The sequence below is a fragment of the Haloferax sp. YSSS75 genome (genome assembly GCF_046764215.1).
Taxonomy (GTDB): domain Archaea; phylum Halobacteriota; class Halobacteria; order Halobacteriales; family Haloferacaceae; genus Haloferax.
This window is the reverse complement of the sequence record NZ_CP177206.1, coordinates 2,156,589-2,174,038: the sequence shown is the minus strand read 5'-3', so window position 1 is coordinate 2,174,038 and position 17,450 is coordinate 2,156,589. Positions and strand designations below refer to the sequence as shown.

The following is a 17,450-nucleotide window of genomic DNA, read 5'->3' as shown; positions in this document are numbered from 1 at the left end:
GGACCCCCGGATATGAACGAGCGACTCGCATCTCGGGCCGAACGTCTCGACGCGTATCTCGATGAGACTGGCCTCGAAGCAGTCTGGTTCGCCCGCCCGAACTCGTTTGCGTGGCTTCTCGACGGCGACAACGTCGTGGATAGAGACGCACCAGTCGGTGTCGCCGCCGCCGGGTACGACGGCGACGAGTTCCACGTCGTGACCGACAACATCGAAGCGACGCGCCTCCTCCACGAGGAAGTGCCGCACGAGGACGTCCAAATCCACCAGTACCAGTGGTACGAAGGCTCGCTCGCGTCTGGCGTCGCGGCAGTCTCGCCGACACCGGCCGCCGCCGACTTCGACGTCCCCGGATTCGAGGACGTGGACGCAGGCGCACTTCGTCACCCACTCACCGACGACGACATCGAGGCGTTCCGTGAACTCGGCCGCGACGCCGCGAGTGCCGTCGAACGGGTCTGTCGTCAACTCGAACCCCAAGACATGGAGACGGAAGTCGCCTCGGGACTCCGCGTCACGCTGAGCGCGATGGGTATCGAGACGCCCGTCGTCCTCGTCGGTGGCAGTCGTCGCGCACAGAAGTACCGCCACTACACGCCGACACAGGAGCGCATCGGCGACTACGCACTCGTCTCGGTGACGGCAGAGCGTGACGGCCTCTACGCGAGTTGTACGCGTACCGTCGCCTTCGACGCCCCCGACTGGCTCGAATCGCGGCACGAAAAGACGATGCAGGTGGAGGTGAACGCGCTTGCAGCGACACAGCGGGTGGCAACCGAAGACGGGACTGCCGGCGACGTGTTCGACGCGATTCGCGACACCTACGACGAGGTTGGCGAGTCCGACGAGTGGTTGAACCACCATCAGGGCGGTGCCGCAGGCTACGCCGGACGCGAGTGGTTCGCACGGCCGGACGCAGACGACCCGGTTACGGTTCCGATGGCCTACGCGTACAACCCGACCATCGAGGGTGCCAAGAGCGAAGACACCGTACTCGTCACCGCAGACGACATCGACGTACTGACGACCACCGGCCAGTGGCCGACGACGACGGTTACGGACGCCACGGGCGACGTGGAACTCGAACGCCCCAAGATTCTCCATCTGGACGCGGAGTAGTCCTCCGCCACACTCTACCGACGACGCCCACCAGCACCCGCTCGCCGTCTGGCGGGTGTTCGACTATCGTCGAAGTCATTATTCGACGGGGTTGGATAGTTTTTTGCCTCCCGCGCGTGCAGGTGTAAATCATGGGATTAGACGACGACTCTCGGGAATATCACCGGCAAGACCCGCCGGGTAAGATCGAGATCGCGACGACGAAGCCGACGAACACACAACGGGACCTGAGCCTCGCGTACTCGCCGGGCGTGGCGGCACCGTGTCGCGACATCGCCGACGACGAAGACGCCGCCTACGAGTACACCTCCAAGGGGAACCTCGTCGGCGTCGTCTCGAACGGGACGGCGGTGCTCGGACTCGGTGATATCGGTGCTCAGGCGTCGAAGCCGGTCATGGAGGGGAAGGGCGTCCTGTTCAAGCGCTTCGCCGACATCGACGTGTTCGACATCGAACTCGACATCACCGACGTCGACGACTTCGTCGCCGCGACGAAGGCGATGGAACCGACGTTCGGTGGCATCAACTTAGAGGACATCAAGGCCCCGGAGTGTTTCGAAATCGAAGAGCAACTCCGCGAGACGATGGACATCCCCGTCTTCCACGACGACCAACACGGGACGGCCATCATCTCCGGTGCGGCCCTCCTCAACGCCGCCGACATCGTCGAGAAGGACCTCGACGAACTCGACATCGTCTTCTCCGGTGCGGGGGCGTCCGCGCTCGCGACGGCACGATTCTACGTCTCGCTCGGCGCGAAGAAAGAGAACATCACGATGTGTGACTCCTCGGGCATCATCACCGAGTCGCGCGTCGAAGCGGGCGACGTCAACAAGTACAAAGCCGAGTTCGCCCAACCGGTCGAAGACGGTGACCTCACCGACGCGATGGAGGGCGCAGACGTCTTCGCCGGACTCTCCATCGGCGGCATCGTCTCCCAGGAGATGGTCCAGTCGATGGCCGAGGACCCAATCATCTTCGCGATGGCGAACCCGGACCCGGAAATCGGGTACGAGGACGCCAAATCGGCCCGCGACGACACGGTCATCATGGCGACGGGACGCTCGGACTACCCGAATCAGGTGAACAACGTCCTCGGGTTCCCGTTCATCTTCCGCGGCGCACTCGACGTGCGAGCGACCGAAATCAACGAGGCGATGAAGCGTGCCGCCGCCGAGGCCCTCGCCGAACTCGCCCGACAGGACGTGCCCGACGCCGTCGTCAAGGCCTACGGCGACCACCCACTGCAGTTCGGTGCCGACTATCTCATCCCCAAACCGCTCGACCCACGCGTGCTGTTCGAAGTCGCACCGGCCGTCGCGCAAGCGGCGATGACCTCCGGGGCGGCCCGCAAGCGCCTCGACATGAACGAGTACCGCGAACGCCTCGAAGCACGTCTCGGGAAGTCGCGCGAGATGATGCGCGTCGTCCTCAACAAGGCGAAGTCCGACCCCAAGCGAGTCGCCCTCGCCGAGGGGACCAACGAGAAGATGATTCGAGCGGCCTATCAGATGCAAGAAGAAGGCATCGCTCAACCCATCCTCATCGGCAACACCAAACGCATCCTCCGGAAGGCCGAAGAACTCGGACTGGACTTCGACCCGACTATCGCCAACCCGCGAGACGGCGAGTGGGACCACTACGCCGACCGGTTGTACGAACTCCGCCAGCGCAAGGGTATCACCGAGTCAGAGGCGAGCGACCTCATTCGCCGCGACTCCAACTACTTCGCCAGCATCATGGTCGAGATGGGCGACGCCGACGCGATGCTCACGGGGCTTACCCACCACTACCCCGCTGGGCTCCGGCCACCGCTGCAGGTCGTCGGCACTGCCGAGGACGCGAACTACGCGGCTGGTGTCTACATGATGACGTTCAAGAACCGCGTCGTCTTCTGCGCCGATACGACGGTCAATCTCGACCCCAACGAGGAGATTCTCGCGGAGATTACGAAACACACCGCGAAACTCGCCCGCCGGTTCAACATCGAACCGCGCGCGGCGCTCCTGTCGTACTCCAACTTCGGCAGCGTCAACAACGAGGGCACTGCGAAGCCCCGTGACGCGGCCAAACTGCTCCAGAACGACCCCGAAGTCGACTTCCCCGTCGACGGCGAGATGCAGGCCGACACGGCGCTCGTCGAGGATATCCTCGAAGGAACCTACGACTTCGCCGAACTCGACGAACCCGCGAACGTCCTCATCTTCCCGAACCTCGAAGCCGGGAACATCGGCTACAAACTCCTCCAGCGCCTCGGCGGCGCGGAAGCCATCGGCCCGATGCTCGTCGGCATGGACAAACCGGTGCACGTCCTCCAGCGCGGTGACGAAGTGAAGGACATCGTCAATCTGGCGGCGACTGCGGTTGTCGACGCACAGGAAGAGTAAGAGCCGACCCCCTACCGTCTTCCTGCCACTTCCTCTTCGAATCGGTCGGCGAACGCCTGTACGAACTCGGTTCGTTCCGCCGCGAGTTCGCGCCCTGCGTCGGTGTACATCCGGTTCGAGACGTTCAGGAGTTTCTTCTGGAGGTGGTTGAACTGCGTCTCACCAGCGGCCGACAGGTCTGCTTCGACCGGCAGTGATGGGTCGTGTATCGGCGACCCCGATTCACCGCCGTAGGCGAAACACCGGGCGATGCCGACTGCGCCGATGGCGTCGAGGTTGTCTGCGTCGCTGACGATTTTCGCTTCGAGCGTCTCCGGTTCGACGTCGTTCGAATAGCGGTGTGCGCTGATGCAGTGAGAGACGGCGTCACGTCGCTCGGGAGCGCATCCGTGCTCGCGGAGGATGCGGTTGCTCTCCACTGCGCCCCACTCGGCGTGGTCGTCGATGTCGCCGTTGTCTTCCTTCGGGCGGCCAATGTCGTGTAACAGTGCCGAGAGTCGAATCACGGTGTCGTCGACGTCGGCGTAGGCTGACGCGAGTCGGTCGGCGTTCACTTCGACGCGGCGAACGTGAAACCAGTCGTGTGCAGGACTCGTCTCCTGCCGAAAGTACGACCGTGCAATCGGTCGGACGCGTCGGAGTAACGTGTCGTCCTCGGCGGGCATATATTCACGTCGAAGGAAATCCGCAAAAAGCTGCTGGTGTGGACGACGCTGTACTGAGCGACGCTGCGCGAGACGCGCACTCACAACTCGGATTCAAGCCAGTCTCCTGTTCGTCATCGGCCTCCGATTGACGAGTCGAGGGCTTGGGTTCTGCGGACTCTCAGTCGCTCGCTCGGCCTTCGAACCGCGACGGCGGGAGGTAACTCACGTCGTTGTCGCGGTCCGACTCGAAGTCGAGCGGTTCGGGAAGGACACACCGGTCGGCTTGGTCGTTGACGTGTTCGTACTCACTCGGCGCGTTTGCGAGTGGATGTGCCGGATTCTCCCTGCTGTCGATGCGGGCGGCGCGAACCTCGTCGAATCCAGCGATACGGGCCTGAATTCCCCGCCAATGGTGTTCGCTGCCCGGTGGGACGACGATGCGCTTCGGCGACTTCCAGTCGGGGTTGTTGCCGGCGAGCACGGCGTTGTTCACGTTCGCCGCGAGGTCATCGTGGTCCACGAGGATGCCGACACGGGCACCTCTGGGTGCACGGTGGGCGAGGACGTCCAATCCGAGGTGGAGCGCCCGATACTCTGAAATGTTGTTGTTGGGAGCGACGTCCTGAAATGCGATACGGGCGACTCGTTCCCCGTCACGCGTCTCGATTACTGCACCGAGTCCGCCGCCGCTCGGTCGGTACGACCCGTCCGTCGCCACGTAGAAGTGCCGATGGTGGGTCCGCGGTGGATGTGCGATGTGGGGCGTCGGTGACTCGTCGAACAAGTCCCTGAGGGTGGGACGGCCGGTCACGGCCATACGAATCGTTCCGCGATGGTAGTTAATAAACGTACCCCGTGTTTGAGGGTCCGATGCACTATGTTATACGTCTAAAATATATATAGGCAGACGGGTGAATCCGTGCCAACAAGGCAATGGATATAAGAACGACGGACGCAATCTTCCTCCGATGACTGATAGCAATTCTCACATCGGTCGACGGACTTATCTGAAGCTTGCTGGAGGCGCTGCCGCGTCTGCCGCTCTCGCTGGGTGTACCGGCGGCGGCGACGAGACGGAGACGACGACTACCACCACCGAAAGCGGTGGTGAGGAGACAGAGACGACGACGTCGACGCCCGACGAGAGCGAACCGTTCGAGGTGACGATTACGCAGGGGCAGATGCCCTCGGGTCTCGACCCACAGGACCACCGTGAGACGCCGACGGACATCGTCGTCCTGCACGCGTACGAGGGCGTCCTGACGCGCGACGCCGCCGGTGCGATGCAGACTGCGCTCGCGACGAACTACGAGCGCATCGACGGCGAAGACGCCGTCCGGTTCGACATCCGCGAGGGTGTCACCTTCCACAACGGTGACGAACTCACGCCCGAGGACGTCGCCTACAGTATCAACCGCGTCGTCGACGAGGAAGTTGGCTTCGCGAGTCCGCAGTCCGACCAACTCGCCGGTGTCACCGGTGCGGAGGTCATCGACGGCGAGCGAGCTGTCAAGGTGAACAACGACGGTCTAAACCCCATCGTGTTCTCCGAGTTCGCGACGTACCTCGACGTGATGCAACGCTCGTGGGTCGAAGAGCGAAGCAAGGCAGAGATCGGCCAAGAGATGAACGGCACTGGTCCGTTCATGCTCGAGTCCTACACGGAAGACGAAGAAGTCGTTCTCACCACGTACGAGGACTACTGGCAGGAACCCGCAGCAGTCGATACGCTCACGTTCCGTGCCGCCTCCGAAGCGAGCACGCGTGTAAACCAGCTTCTGCAGGGTGAGACGGACGTCATCGTCAACGTCCCGCCGCAGGAAGTCTCGCGTGTCAACAACAACGAGAACACCCGTGTCGCCGCGGCACCGTCGACGCGTATCATCTACAACGCGATGCGCTACGACGTCGAACCGTTCGACTCGGTCGAGTTCCGACAGGCGATGAACTACGCCATCGACCTCGAGTCCATCGTCCAGAACGTCCTGGGTGGCTTCGGTGCACAGACGAGTCAACCGACGCTCCCCGAGTTCGTCGGCCACAACGAGGACCTCGACCCGTACCCGTACGACCCCGAGATGGCCGAGCAACTCGTCGAAGAGTCCGGCTACGCCGGTGCGGAAATCGAACTCAACACGCCGGTCGGTCGCTACCTGAAGGACCTCGAAATCGCACAGGCAGTCGCCGGCTACATCGACGAACTGCCGAACGTGTCGGCGTCGGTTCGCCAGCGTGACTTCGGGTCGCTCGTCGACGAACTCCTCGCCGGGTCCATCGAGGCACGCCCGCACTGGTTCCTCATCGGATGGGGTGAAGCGACGTTCGACGGTGGCCTCGTCATGCAGGCGCTCCTCGCTTCGGACGGGACGCTCACAACTTGGCAGAACGAGGACTTCGACGCGCTCCTCCAAGAGGCCAGCCAACAGTCTGGCGACGAGCGCGACGCGACGCTCCAGGAAGCAAACGCGATGGCACACGAGGAATGTCCGTGGATCTTCCTGAACCAGCAGTTCAGTGTCTACGGTGTCAACGACGCCATCGCGTGGGAAGCACGCTCCGACGAGCGTATCGACGTGTACGACATGAGCCTGAAGTAGTCGATGTCCCTGTCGAGGTTCCTCATCAAGCGTTCGCTCCAGGGGCTGTTCGTCATCTGGGGGGTCATCACGGTTGTCTTCGGTCTCCGGTTTATCTCACCGGGAGACCCGGCAAACGTGTTGTTACCGCCCGACGTCGAACCCGAGGTCAGAGCGCAGGTCATCGCTGAACTCGGGTTGAACGAACCCCTGTACGTCCAGTACTGGGAGTTCATCTCGGGTATCCCGGTCGGTGACCTCGGCCTCTCGCTCGTGACGCGAACGCCGGTCGCATCGCGCGTCGTCACCAAACTACCGGCTACGCTCGAACTCGCGATAGCCGCGACCATCGTCGCGGTCATCATCGCGATTCCGCTCGGCGTCGTCTCGGCGACGCGACGACACCAACCCGCCGACTACGGGGCGACGGTGTTCTCACTCGTCGGCATCAGCACGCCGAACTTCTGGTTGGGCGTGATGCTCATCCTCGTACTGGCGGTGCAACTGAATCTCTTCCCGACGAGTCAACGTCCCATCGGTATCGATGGCATCGTGTTGCTCGTCTTCGATGGGAACCTCAGTGCGGCATTCGATGGGCTCACGACGTGGTTGTGGCACATCACACTGCCCGCGATTACGTTGGGAACTTACTTCACCGCGCTCATCACGCGCCTCACTCGCAGCGGCATGCTCGACCAGTTAGGCCAGACGTACGTTCGAGCGTCGCGAGCGAAGGGGCTTCCCGAGACGCTCGTCCGCTACAAGCACGCGCTTCGAAACACACTCATCCCGGTCATCACCGTCATCGGCCTCCAACTCGGCACCCTCATCGGCGGGGCCGTCATCACCGAGGCCGTCTTCGCGTGGCCGGGTCTGGGGACGCTCATCATCAACAGCATCAACGCACGCGACTGGCCGGTCCTACAGGGGTCGCTCATCGTCGTCGCGGTTGGGTTCGTCCTCGTGAACATCCTCGTAGACGCGCTGTACGCCTACGTCAACCCGCAGGTGGCCTACGATTGAACCAGGTCGTTAATCGATGATATCGGAACGAACAATCAGAAACCTTCGCCGGGAACTAAACCGGAGTCTTCTCGCGAAGATTGGCATCGCCGTCGTCGTCCTGATGCTGGCGATGGCCATCTTCGCGCCGTTTATTTCGCCGTATAGTCCGGGCCAACAGAATCTCGAAAACGCACGCCAACCACCCCTCGGATTCAGCACCAAAGAGACGAAGGAGGTGACGAAGATGGAAAACGGGAGTGTCGTCATCGAAAACGGGCAAGTCGTCACCGAAGAACAGACGGTGTACACGAACGCTACCGTGGCACACCCTCTCGGTACCGACGGTAACGGGCGAGATATCCTCTCTCGCATCATCTACGGTGCCCGAACTTCCATCCTCGTCGGTCTCTTCGGCACGTCGCTCGCCGCCCTCATCGGCGTCCTCGTCGGTCTCTCGGCGGGGTTCTACCGTGGACGCGTCGACGACGCGCTGATGCGCGGTGCGGACATCATGCTCGCGTTCCCGTCGCTCGTCCTCGCAATCGCCCTCGTGGGCGTCTGGGGACAAGCACAGGCACCGATACCCGACCCCTTCGTCGTGTCGGGAGTCGCACCCGCGTTCCGGTCGGCCATCGGGTTACCGACGGGGATGCCCGACACCGTCGTCCTTCCGGGGACGGTCATCGTCGTCGTCGCCCTCGTCAACTGGGTGTGGTTCGCCCGCGTCGCGCGTGGCGAAGCACTCTCTATCCGCGAAGAGGAGTACGTGAAAGCCGCACGCGCCCTCGGCGCGAGCAACGGGCGGACGATGCTCCGGCACGTCCTCCCCAACGCGATTACGCCGATTCTCGTCTTGGCGACGATTCAGGTGGCCGCGATTATCTTGCTGGAATCCGCGCTGTCGTTCCTCGGTTTCTCCGGGGCCGACGTGTCGTGGGGCTTCGACATCGCGCTCGGTCGGCAGTACCAGTCGACTGCGTGGTGGATTTCGACGATGCCCGGACTCGCCATCGTGGTGACGGTCATCGGACTGAACCTCGTAGGCGACTGGCTCAGAGACGCGCTCGACCCCGGCATCGAAGGGGAGGGAGGTGTCTGAGATGGCCGACCCCATCCTCAAGATTCGGGACCTCTCGACTCGCTTCTTCACCGAAGAAGGGCAGGTCAACGCGGTCGAATCTGTCTCGTTCGACGTCGAAGACGGGGAAATCTTCGGTATCGTCGGCGAGTCGGGGTCAGGGAAGTCCGTCACTGCGTTGTCGGTCATCGACCTCATCGACTCGCCCGGACGCGTGACCGCCGGCGAAATCTGGTACCGAAACGAATCGCTCGCCGAGGAGTTCCGTGGGTCGCATCCGAGCGCCGTCGACGGCGACTTCGTGGACGTTCGCCAGCTTCCGAAAGGCGTCCGCCGGTCGCTTCGCGGCCCCTCGTTCAGTATGGTGTTTCAGGACCCGATGAGCAGTTTCAACCCCTCTATCACCGTCGGTGAGCAGATTGCCGAAGCGGTAGAGGTCCAGCGCCGTGCCAAGGCGAACCCGCGAAGCACTCGCTCGCGGACGCAAGGCTACGGTCTGGGGTCGCTCGTCGTCGATACGCTACTGCCGTCGCAGAGCTACGTCGACGACGAGAGCATGGAGCGAGCGGTCGAACTCCTCGACCAGGTCGGGATTCCCGACCCAGAGGACCGCGCCGAAGAGTACCCCCACCAGTTCTCTGGGGGGATGCTCCAGCGGGCGATGATTGCACAGGCGCTCGCTGGCGAACCCGACATCCTCGTCGCGGACGAACCGACGACGGCGCTCGACGTGACGATTCAAGCACAGATTCTGAACCTGCTTCGTGACCTCCAGGAACGCGAGGGCATGAGCATCCTGATGATCACCCACGACCTGGGAGTCATCGCCCGAATGTGTGACCGTGTCGGCGTCATGTACGCCGGCGAAATCGTCGAACGAGGGCCGCTCGGCGACATCTTCGACGCGCCCGTCCACCCGTACACCCAAGGGCTGTTGGGGTCCATCCCGGACGTCGACGACCCTTCGACTCGACTCGAACCCATCTCTGGCAACGTGCCGAGTCTCATCGACTCGGAGATGCCGGACGCGTGTTACTTCGCAGACCGGTGTCCGAAAGCTATGAACGACTGTATGACCCGAATCCCGGAGTACGAACTCGACGGGCGCCACAGCGTCCGCTGTGTGCTCGCCGAACGAGAGTACGACCCGGCCGACGCAATCGAACCGGAGGTGTACGCCGATGACTGACCCCCTCCTCGAAGTGAGTGACCTCCAGAAGTACTACTTCGAACAGGACACGTTTGTCGACACGTTACTCGGCCGCGAGCGCCGCAGCGTGAAAGCAGTCGACGGCATCTCGTTCGACATCGAACCCGGTGAGACGCTCGGACTCGTCGGCGAATCCGGGTGCGGGAAGTCGACGACCGGTGAGACGCTCCTCCGTCTCCGAGAGGCGACCGGTGGGTCGGTTCGCTTCGACGGCGACGACGTCTTCGAGATGGACTCCGAGGAACTCAAGGCGTTCCGTAAGGACGCCCAAATCGTCTTCCAGGACCCATTTTCGAGTCTCGACCCGCGGATGACTATCGGCGACATCATCGCCGAACCGCTAAAGATTCACGGGATTCCCGACGATTCGGGCGACCAGTCGAAACGCGAGTGGCGCCGAAGCAAGGCCGGCGAACTGCTCGAACGCGTCGGCCTCTCGGCGACCCAACTCGACCGCTATCCTCACGAGTTCTCCGGCGGTCAACGCCAACGTATCGGCATCGCCCGTGCACTCGCACTCGAACCCGACTTCATCGTCCTCGACGAACCGGTGTCGGCGCTCGACGTGAGCGTGCAGGCACAGGTGCTGAACTTGCTCGGTGACCTCCAAGAGGAGTTCGGCCTCACTTACCTCTTCATCGCCCACGACCTCTCTGTCGTCCGGCACATCTGTGACCGCGTCGCGGTGATGTACCTCGGTAACATCGTCGAACTCGGTCCGACAGACGACCTGTTCGAGTCGCCCAAACACCCCTACACGCAGGCGCTCTTGGAGAGCGTTCCCCGGCCATCGACTGCCGAACACGGCCGCCGTGTCGAGGCGCTCTCTGGCGACGTGCCATCGCCACGTAACCCACCGTCTGGTTGTCGGTTCCGGACGCGCTGTCCGAAGGTCATCCCGCCAGCAGACCTGAGTATCGACCAGGAGACCTACCGTGCCGTGATGGACCTCCGGGACGCACTCGACGTCGGTGACGTCAACCCCGAACACATCTGGGACGCCGCCGACCCCGAACGCGTAGACGACGAAGCCTTCATCGAGGAGGCCCGGTCGCGCCACGTCGACGCCGAACTTCGCGGTGAAGTCGCAGGCGTCGTCGATACCGCACTCGGCCACCTCGCCGACGGCGACGAGGAACGCGCCAAAGAGACGCTCCGGAATCGCTTCGAGAGTCCGTGTGAGACCCGCCGCCCCGCCGTCGGCGACGCACACCACCCCGCTGCGTGCCACCTCTACGAGGGGTCGGACGAGGTGACCGTCATCGAGACGAACGCCGGACCAATCGAAGCAGACGACTGAGCGGGACGTCTCCCACCTGTTTTTCGACGACGGTAGCCCGAAACCGCCGGCAGATTCCGGCGAAACGACCCCACATCGAAACGTTCAGGCACACACCGAGCACATCACCGCTGTGACACGGTACCGCAACCTCGGACTGTTCGTTGTCCTCGCCGCTATCTGGGGGTCGGCGTTCATGGCCATCAAGGCCGGACTGGAGTTCTTCCCGCCAGTGCTCTTTGCCGCCCTCCGCTACGACGTCGCTGGCGTGATAATGCTGGCTTACGCGCTCTTCGTCACCGACGCACCGCTCCCACGCGGGAGAGCAGAGTGGACGGAAATCGCGATTGGCTCTGTCCTGCTCATCGCGGCGTATCACGCACTGTTGTTCGTCGGGGAAACCGACCCTGCGGTGACGAGTGCCGCCGCCGCCGTCATCGTGAGTCTCAGTCCCGTACTTACGACCGGATTCGCACGGGTGTTTCTCCCGAGCGAGCGACTGACGACGCTCGGTATCGTCGGCCTCCTCCTCGGACTCGTGGGGGTGGCCGTCCTCTCGGAACTCGACCCAAACAACTTACTCGCCGGTGGCACCGTCGCGAAACTCCTCGTCTTCGGCGCAGCAGCGTCGTTCGCACTCGGGTCGGTCCTGACTCGACGTATCGAATCGGAGATGCCGATAGAGACGATGGAGGCGTGGTCGATGCTCGGCGGTGCGTTGTTGATGCACGTCCTCTCTGTCGGCCTGGGGGAGTCGTTCACCGACGTCGTCGTGAACACGGAGTCGATGCTCGCACTGGGCTATCTGTCGATTGCGGCGAGCGCGATTGGCTTTCTCATCTACTTCGACTTGCTCGAACGACTGGGCCCTATCGAAATCAATCTCGTCTCGTACGTAGCACCGATATTCGCCGCGCTCTCCGGGTGGGCCTTCCTGAGTGAGGTGCCGACGCTCGCGACTGTGGGTGGGTTCGCCCTCATCTTCCTTGGGTTCGTCCTGCTCAAACGGGGGGCGATTCAGCGGGAACTCCGCCATCGGTTCGGCGATGGCGTCTCGGTGACTGATTGATTACTCGTCGATTCGTTCGACGGACCTCACCGTTCCGACCATCGACCACCCGTCTTCGCCGGGGGCCTGTCGTCCGACGATGACTGCGTCGTTATCGTCCGTCGTCGCGAACCGATACAGCGCATCGTCGCTCTCTCGTTTTCCCTCCGCTTGAAACTCGGTCTGGAAGAACTCCGCGCTCTGTAGTCTGAACGTTCCTTCTGTGTCGTCAGAGACGGTGAGGTACATCGCATTCGGGTGGATGTTGTACATGCGCTTGGCGACGCGGTTGAGGTCCGACATGGTCCGTCAGTCGTGCGCACGAAGTAAATCGGTACGGGACGACGGCGAGGAAGGGGCTTTCGGCGTCGGCCACCCTCACCACCCCCGTTTCTGAGTCTTTATCGCGATCAAGCCGGTGAACAGTCACAGATTGGTTCGTATTTCGTTCATCCTAATTGGACGCTCGAAGGGGGTCATGGGTGCCGATTTGTGTCGTCCTAACGTCACTTCGAGCAGGTACATTCAGGTATTTATTACAATCCAATATCTCAGAACATAAAATTGAATAAAAAGGTTAGAAGACTCTATAAACGGTTAAAAGCCCGCTCGACCGCAAATAAAGTTTCACATTTACCGGACGTTCTTCTGATAATGGAAATGAAACGATGTGAATTCTCGCACGTAATTATGACCCCTCCTGTTGTTGTAGTAGATGCAGGTTCCCCGCTATGTCGAACTCATCAACCAACCTCCCCCGCGAACGCATCTCCAGACTCAGGGAGATGGTCGCAGACGAACAGCAACTACCGATCGGTGTCAGACTCGTCGCAGCACCCCTCCGCTTCGTCGGGTTCTGGGCCGCAGTCGCGCTTCCGTTCCTGTACGTGCCACTCTTGTTCGGTGGCCTGCAGGCGAGTGAACTCACGGTCTTCGTGACGCTCATCGCGCTCAACGCCCTCGCACTGGTCCTCGGACACAACTACGCACGCTCGTAACCCCCCTGTCGCCCCTCCTCGATTCGTTTTTTTGCGGTTCATCCGACTTCCGATAGTGTTCTGTTAATCTGTGAGATCCGTTCGTAGATGGAAATCGGGATTCTTTATCACGGCCACGTCGTCGATTCAGGTATGTCGCTCGAGATGGTCCCACTGGGACGAACCGGAACGAGCGTTTCGGAACTCGCGTTCGGAACGTGGCGATTCGGCCGACAGACCGACGACGGGTCGGTCGAAGTCGGTGCTGCGCAGGCCCACGAACTCCTCGACGCCTACGCCGACGCGGGTGGGAACTTCATCGACACCGCGGACATGTACGGCGACGGTGCCAGCGAGTCGTACATCGGGGAGTGGTTCGCGAGTCTCGACAGAGAGGACTTCGTCGTCGCGTCGAAGATATTCTGGCCCACCCGTGACGACGCCAACGGACGCGGACTCAATCGAAAACACCTCCGTCGACAAATCGACAGCATCCTCGACAGACTCGGCACCGACTACGTGGACCTGCTGTACATCCACCGATGGGACGACGACACGCCAGTCGAGGAGTTCATGCGGACGCTCGACCAGTTCGTCCGCGACGGGAAGGTGAACTACCTCGGCACGTCGACGCTCGAACCCAACGCGTGGAAGGTGGTCAAGGCCAACGAGTTGGCCGACAAACGGGGCTACGAACCGTTTCGCGTAGCCCAACCGCGGTACAACGCCGTCAACCGAGAAATCGAAGGCAACTATCTCGAGATGTGTGCCGATTACGACATCGGCGTCGTCCCCTGGTCACCACTCGCCGGCGGATTCCTCACCGGGAAGTACGCACGCGACGAGACGCCACCGCCGACGTCTCGCGCGGCGAACGACCAGCGCTTCGCGGATTCGTATCTCACCGCGGAGAACTTCGACGCCCTCGACGTCGTCGAAGCAGTCGCCGACGAAGTCGGTGCGTCACCGGGACAGGTGAGTCTCGCGTGGTTGCTGCATCACCCACAGGTCACGGCACCGATTGTCGGCGCACGGACCGTCGACCAACTCCAAGAGAACGTCGTCGCGGCCGATATCGACCTCACTGCGGGCCAGTTCGAGCGTCTCTCGGCCGCCAAGCGCCACCTCTCGGTGTAGCGCACCTCGAACCGTCAGGTGTAGGTGTCGCGGGCGGATACCACCGACTATGACCGACGACGCGTTCGACGCCGAGGCGTACATCGACGAACTCCGAGCGAAGCGCCGCGAGAAAGACGACTTCTTCGACACCCACCCGCAGTCACCGATTCCACCGGCAGAGCGCGACGACTTCTCCGGCCTCGACTACTTCGACCCAGACCCGGCGTTCCGCGTCACCGCGTCCGTCGAGACGCACGCCGACCCGGAACCGGTCGTGATGGACACCTCCGCCGGCCGTGAGGTTCGGTATCTCCGCGTCGCGACCTTCCATTTCGAACTGCGCGACACCGAACTCGAACTCGGCGCGTACCAACAGGAGCACGAAGACACGCGCACGCTGTTCGTCCCCTTCCGGGACAAGACCACCGGACAACAGACCTACGAGGGTGGTCGGTACATGGAACTCACGCCCGAAGTGCCCCTCGACGAACTCGACGACATCGTCGTCGACTTCAACATCGCGTACAACCCGTTTTGCGCCTTCACGGACACGTTCGACTGTCCGCTCCCGCCGGAGGAAAACTGGCTGGAAGTCGTCGTCCCGGCGGGCGAGAAGCAGTACGAGTCGCCTTAGCAATCGAAAGCGCAAGTTCCATATCACCTCCTTCCGGAGAGGCTACCATATGGGACTCCTCAGTTCGCGCAACGCACTCATCGGCGTCGTCCTGATGCTCGTCGGAACGGTCGCGATGCTCCCCGCTGCACTTCCAAACACCGCACAGATAACGTCGTACGCCGTCCTCGCCGGCGCGGCGGCCATCGTCCTCGGCACGTGGATGGTCGGCACCTCCGAAGGCGGGCGTCCGGTCTAAGGCCGTCGCTCTCGCGCTTTTCGCGTTCGAAAAAATAATTCGTTAGCTGAGTTTACGCGTCAGGTCCAGACCACTTCTGGAGCGTCGCCGAAGAGGAACCGGATTCGTCGGTCCAGACGATGCGGACAGTAGCACTTGCGAGACTGAGGTCATTAGCTGGTTCCCTGTTTGTCGCGGTTCCTGTCCCGAGCGAGAATGTAGTATCATCAACAGTAATTGATTTTCCTGCGCTTATAGGGTCTGGAATATCTGGCTTGTCGCTTGCTTGGGTGACCGAACCATCCGCACCTGTGCTGGCACCACTAATCGCAACAGAGAGCCGAGCACCCTCAATTTGGTCACCACTCTCGTGAGTTATCACGAGTTGGTCTCCCTCTAAGCTATTTGTGTCAGTGTGTGTCGAATTGTTCGTGTAGTCAAATGCAAAACTCGCTTGCGGTGCTGTGTTCCCGACTTGGTCGCCCAGTCCGAGGACGAACGTCCCGATGACGGCCGCCAATATGACTGTAATCGCGACCATCAGGATGACCCCGATGACGGGTGATACTGCGTCGTCGTCTGTGAGTAGGTCAGTGAATTTCATGGTTGCTGACTGTGTGTTCTGTTGAACATTCACAACATTTGAACCTAAAGGTGTCGGGGCGTCAGACGCTGAAGAAAAGGGAACGGTGCTTTCCCGGTTAGGCGTCAGGACCGGTCCACTTCTGGAGCGTGGCGGAGTTGGAACCACTCTCGGAGGTCCAGACGACACGGACAGATGCGCCAGAAAGACTGACGTCTGTTCCAGCACTGCCATCACCAGTTGACAGTCCAGTAAACGAATCGTCATCGAGCGTAATCGTTTTTCCAGCGCTCATTGGATTCGGTATGGATGGTTCACCGGTGGCTAAGCTGACACTAGAATCGTCACTAGCGTTCTTGGCACCCGAAACTGAAACTGACAGTTCGGACGCTGCGATCTGGTCACCACTCTCGTGAGTGATCTCCAGAACGTCACCATCGAGAGTTGAATCTGTGTGTGCTGAGTTGTTCGTGTAATCGAACGCAAAGCTCGCCTGTGGAGCAGTGTCCCCGACTTGATCGCCTAGTCCGAGGACGAAGGTCCCGATGACTGCCGCGAGGATGACCGTAATCGCGACCATCAGGATGACCCCGATGACGGGCGATACCGCATCGTCGTCAGCGAGGAGTTGTTTGAAGTTCATCTATCCGTTGTAGGTCCACTTCTGGAGCGTCGCGGAGGTCGAGCCGGACTGAGATGTCCAAACGATCCGGACCTCATCCCCGCCGGTCAATGGGTCCGTCGCAGTGGTAATGGTTGCACTGTCTCCTGCGGCAACATTCGTGTTGGGGAAGTCACTGGAAGTACTACCGTACCCACTTCCCGAGAACGAGAGCAGGTTTCTGTCAATTGCTTCACCACTTTCGTGGGTAACCGTCAAAGTGTTTGAACCGTCGTAGTCGAAACTAAAGCTCGCCTGCGGTGCGGTTTCGCTCACTTGGTCACCGAGTCCGAGGACGAAGGTCCCGATGACGGCCGCCAAAATGACGGTAATCGCAACCATCAGGATGACCCCGATGACTGGGCTGACTGCGCGGTCTTCTGTGAATAGGTTTTTGAGTTGCATGTATGTCCAACACCCGGACGGTGGTGTTGCTGCCGGACGATTGGTAAGCGTTCGTCGCACCCTCGTGAGGAGGGTGCGCCCCCACGCCACTGCCCGGTTTCCGTCTCGGTGTGTACCGGAGTGGTTACTCTGGTGGTTACTTAAATGTAGGTGCCAGATTAACGGGTTGTTATCGGTTCGAAATCACTGGTTAATATACTATTTATATTGTATTTAAGTAGTGAATGTCGTCTCGGATTTCACGTCAAGTTAACTGAATTGACACATTCGAGTCGCTTCTATAAATATCACTCCTGAGCGGGGAGATATTTGTATCGCGCACCGCTGCCGACGCTCGCCCACGCGTGACTAACATTAGTTGGTGGCTTTCGTCGACGGGGCTCGAACGTCCAGAACAGTCGCTCAGGAGTTGATACCACCCGAGAACGAGTGTCCCCAATGTGTGGGGACTTCGTTCCTACCCAAGGTGCGTGCGCACGCGTTATTGTTAAAGAATTGAGGGCAT

18 protein-coding genes are annotated in these 17,450 nt (G+C 61.3%); 12 read left to right on the top strand and 6 right to left on the bottom strand.

Annotated features, from left to right (window positions below; translation table 11 throughout):
• Positions 1–12: 12 nt before the first annotated feature.
• Together ACK3R5_RS11525 and ACK3R5_RS11520 are read left to right on the top strand one after the other, a co-directional pair.
• The gene (locus ACK3R5_RS11525) at positions 13–1,119 is read left to right on the top strand and encodes a M24 family metallopeptidase (protein ID WP_411967046.1); all 1,107 of its coding nucleotides are present in this window, start codon (positions 13–15) and stop codon (positions 1,117–1,119) included.
• Positions 1,120–1,250: 131 nt separating this feature from the next.
• A complete protein-coding gene (locus ACK3R5_RS11520; protein WP_411967045.1) occupies positions 1,251–3,506 on the top strand; it encodes an NADP-dependent malic enzyme in 2,256 nt (751 codons plus the stop codon).
• Between the two features lie 11 nt (positions 3,507–3,517).
• On the opposite strand, the gene ACK3R5_RS11515 is transcribed toward ACK3R5_RS11520, so the two are convergent.
• Together ACK3R5_RS11515 and ACK3R5_RS11510 are read right to left on the bottom strand one after the other, a co-directional pair.
• Positions 3,518–4,171, bottom strand: a complete 654-nt coding sequence (locus ACK3R5_RS11515; protein ID WP_411967044.1) for an HD domain-containing protein — start codon at positions 4,169–4,171, stop codon at positions 3,518–3,520.
• A gap of 160 nt (positions 4,172–4,331) precedes the next feature.
• Positions 4,332–4,970, bottom strand: a complete 639-nt coding sequence (locus ACK3R5_RS11510; protein ID WP_411964194.1) for a ribonuclease H — start codon at positions 4,968–4,970, stop codon at positions 4,332–4,334.
• Positions 4,971–5,121: 151 nt separating this feature from the next.
• Here ACK3R5_RS11510 and ACK3R5_RS11505 point away from each other — a divergent pair, with 151 nt between their 5' ends.
• The 6 genes from ACK3R5_RS11505 (at position 5,122) to ACK3R5_RS11480 (ending at position 12,370) form a co-directional block, all read left to right on the top strand.
• Positions 5,122–6,750, top strand: a complete 1,629-nt coding sequence (locus ACK3R5_RS11505; RefSeq protein WP_411967043.1) for an ABC transporter substrate-binding protein — start codon at positions 5,122–5,124, stop codon at positions 6,748–6,750.
• A 3-nt stretch (positions 6,751–6,753) separates the two neighbouring features.
• A complete protein-coding gene (locus ACK3R5_RS11500; RefSeq protein WP_411964192.1) occupies positions 6,754–7,752 on the top strand; it encodes an ABC transporter permease in 999 nt (332 codons plus the stop codon).
• 16 nt (positions 7,753–7,768) lie between these two features.
• Positions 7,769–8,833: an ABC transporter permease gene (locus ACK3R5_RS11495; protein WP_411964191.1), complete on the top strand. Its 1,065-nt coding sequence runs from the start codon at positions 7,769–7,771 to the stop codon at positions 8,831–8,833.
• Position 8,834: 1 nt separating this feature from the next.
• On the top strand, positions 8,835–10,001 hold the full coding sequence (locus tag ACK3R5_RS11490; RefSeq protein WP_411967042.1) for an ABC transporter ATP-binding protein: 1,167 nt from the start codon (positions 8,835–8,837) through the stop codon (positions 9,999–10,001).
• The gene (locus ACK3R5_RS11485; protein ID WP_411967041.1) at positions 9,994–11,322 is read left to right on the top strand and encodes an ABC transporter ATP-binding protein; all 1,329 of its coding nucleotides are present in this window, start codon (positions 9,994–9,996) and stop codon (positions 11,320–11,322) included. The genes ACK3R5_RS11490 and ACK3R5_RS11485 overlap by 8 nt, the downstream gene beginning before the upstream one ends.
• Before the next feature lie 112 nt (positions 11,323–11,434).
• Entirely contained in the window at positions 11,435–12,370 is a 936-nt protein-coding gene (locus ACK3R5_RS11480; RefSeq protein ID WP_411967040.1) for a DMT family transporter, read from the top strand.
• Here ACK3R5_RS11480 and ACK3R5_RS11475 read toward each other — a convergent pair whose 3' ends face one another.
• Positions 12,371–12,652, bottom strand: a complete 282-nt coding sequence (locus ACK3R5_RS11475; protein ID WP_411964187.1) for a transcriptional regulator — start codon at positions 12,650–12,652, stop codon at positions 12,371–12,373. It abuts the gene before it with no gap.
• A 428-nt stretch (positions 12,653–13,080) separates the two neighbouring features.
• Here ACK3R5_RS11475 and ACK3R5_RS11470 point away from each other — a divergent pair, with 428 nt between their 5' ends.
• The 4 genes from ACK3R5_RS11470 to ACK3R5_RS11455 all read left to right on the top strand — a co-directional run bounded on the left by ACK3R5_RS11470 (position 13,081) and on the right by ACK3R5_RS11455 (position 15,317).
• Positions 13,081–13,347, top strand: a complete 267-nt coding sequence (locus tag ACK3R5_RS11470) for a hypothetical protein (RefSeq protein WP_411964186.1) — start codon at positions 13,081–13,083, stop codon at positions 13,345–13,347.
• A gap of 132 nt (positions 13,348–13,479) precedes the next feature.
• Positions 13,480–14,463, top strand: a complete 984-nt coding sequence (locus tag ACK3R5_RS11465; RefSeq protein WP_411967039.1) for an aldo/keto reductase — start codon at positions 13,480–13,482, stop codon at positions 14,461–14,463.
• 49 nt (positions 14,464–14,512) lie between these two features.
• Positions 14,513–15,079, top strand: a complete 567-nt coding sequence (locus ACK3R5_RS11460) for a DUF1684 domain-containing protein (RefSeq protein ID WP_411967038.1) — start codon at positions 14,513–14,515, stop codon at positions 15,077–15,079.
• 49 nt (positions 15,080–15,128) lie between these two features.
• Entirely contained in the window at positions 15,129–15,317 is a 189-nt protein-coding gene (locus ACK3R5_RS11455) for a hypothetical protein (RefSeq protein ID WP_411967037.1), read from the top strand.
• 52 nt (positions 15,318–15,369) lie between these two features.
• Here the strand turns inward: ACK3R5_RS11455 and ACK3R5_RS11450 are convergent, their stop codons facing one another.
• The 3 genes from ACK3R5_RS11450 to ACK3R5_RS11440 all read right to left on the bottom strand — a co-directional run bounded on the left by ACK3R5_RS11450 (position 15,370) and on the right by ACK3R5_RS11440 (position 16,945).
• Positions 15,370–15,900: a type IV pilin gene (locus ACK3R5_RS11450; RefSeq protein ID WP_411967036.1), complete on the bottom strand. Its 531-nt coding sequence runs from the start codon at positions 15,898–15,900 to the stop codon at positions 15,370–15,372.
• 97 nt (positions 15,901–15,997) lie between these two features.
• Positions 15,998–16,522 carry a type IV pilin gene (locus tag ACK3R5_RS11445; RefSeq protein WP_411967035.1) on the bottom strand — a complete coding sequence of 175 codons (525 nt, stop codon included), beginning with the start codon at positions 16,520–16,522 and terminating at the stop codon, positions 15,998–16,000.
• Positions 16,523–16,945, bottom strand: coding sequence for a type IV pilin (locus ACK3R5_RS11440; protein ID WP_411967034.1), 423 nt, complete (start codon positions 16,943–16,945; stop codon positions 16,523–16,525). It lies immediately after the preceding gene.
• Positions 16,946–17,450 lie beyond the last annotated feature (505 nt).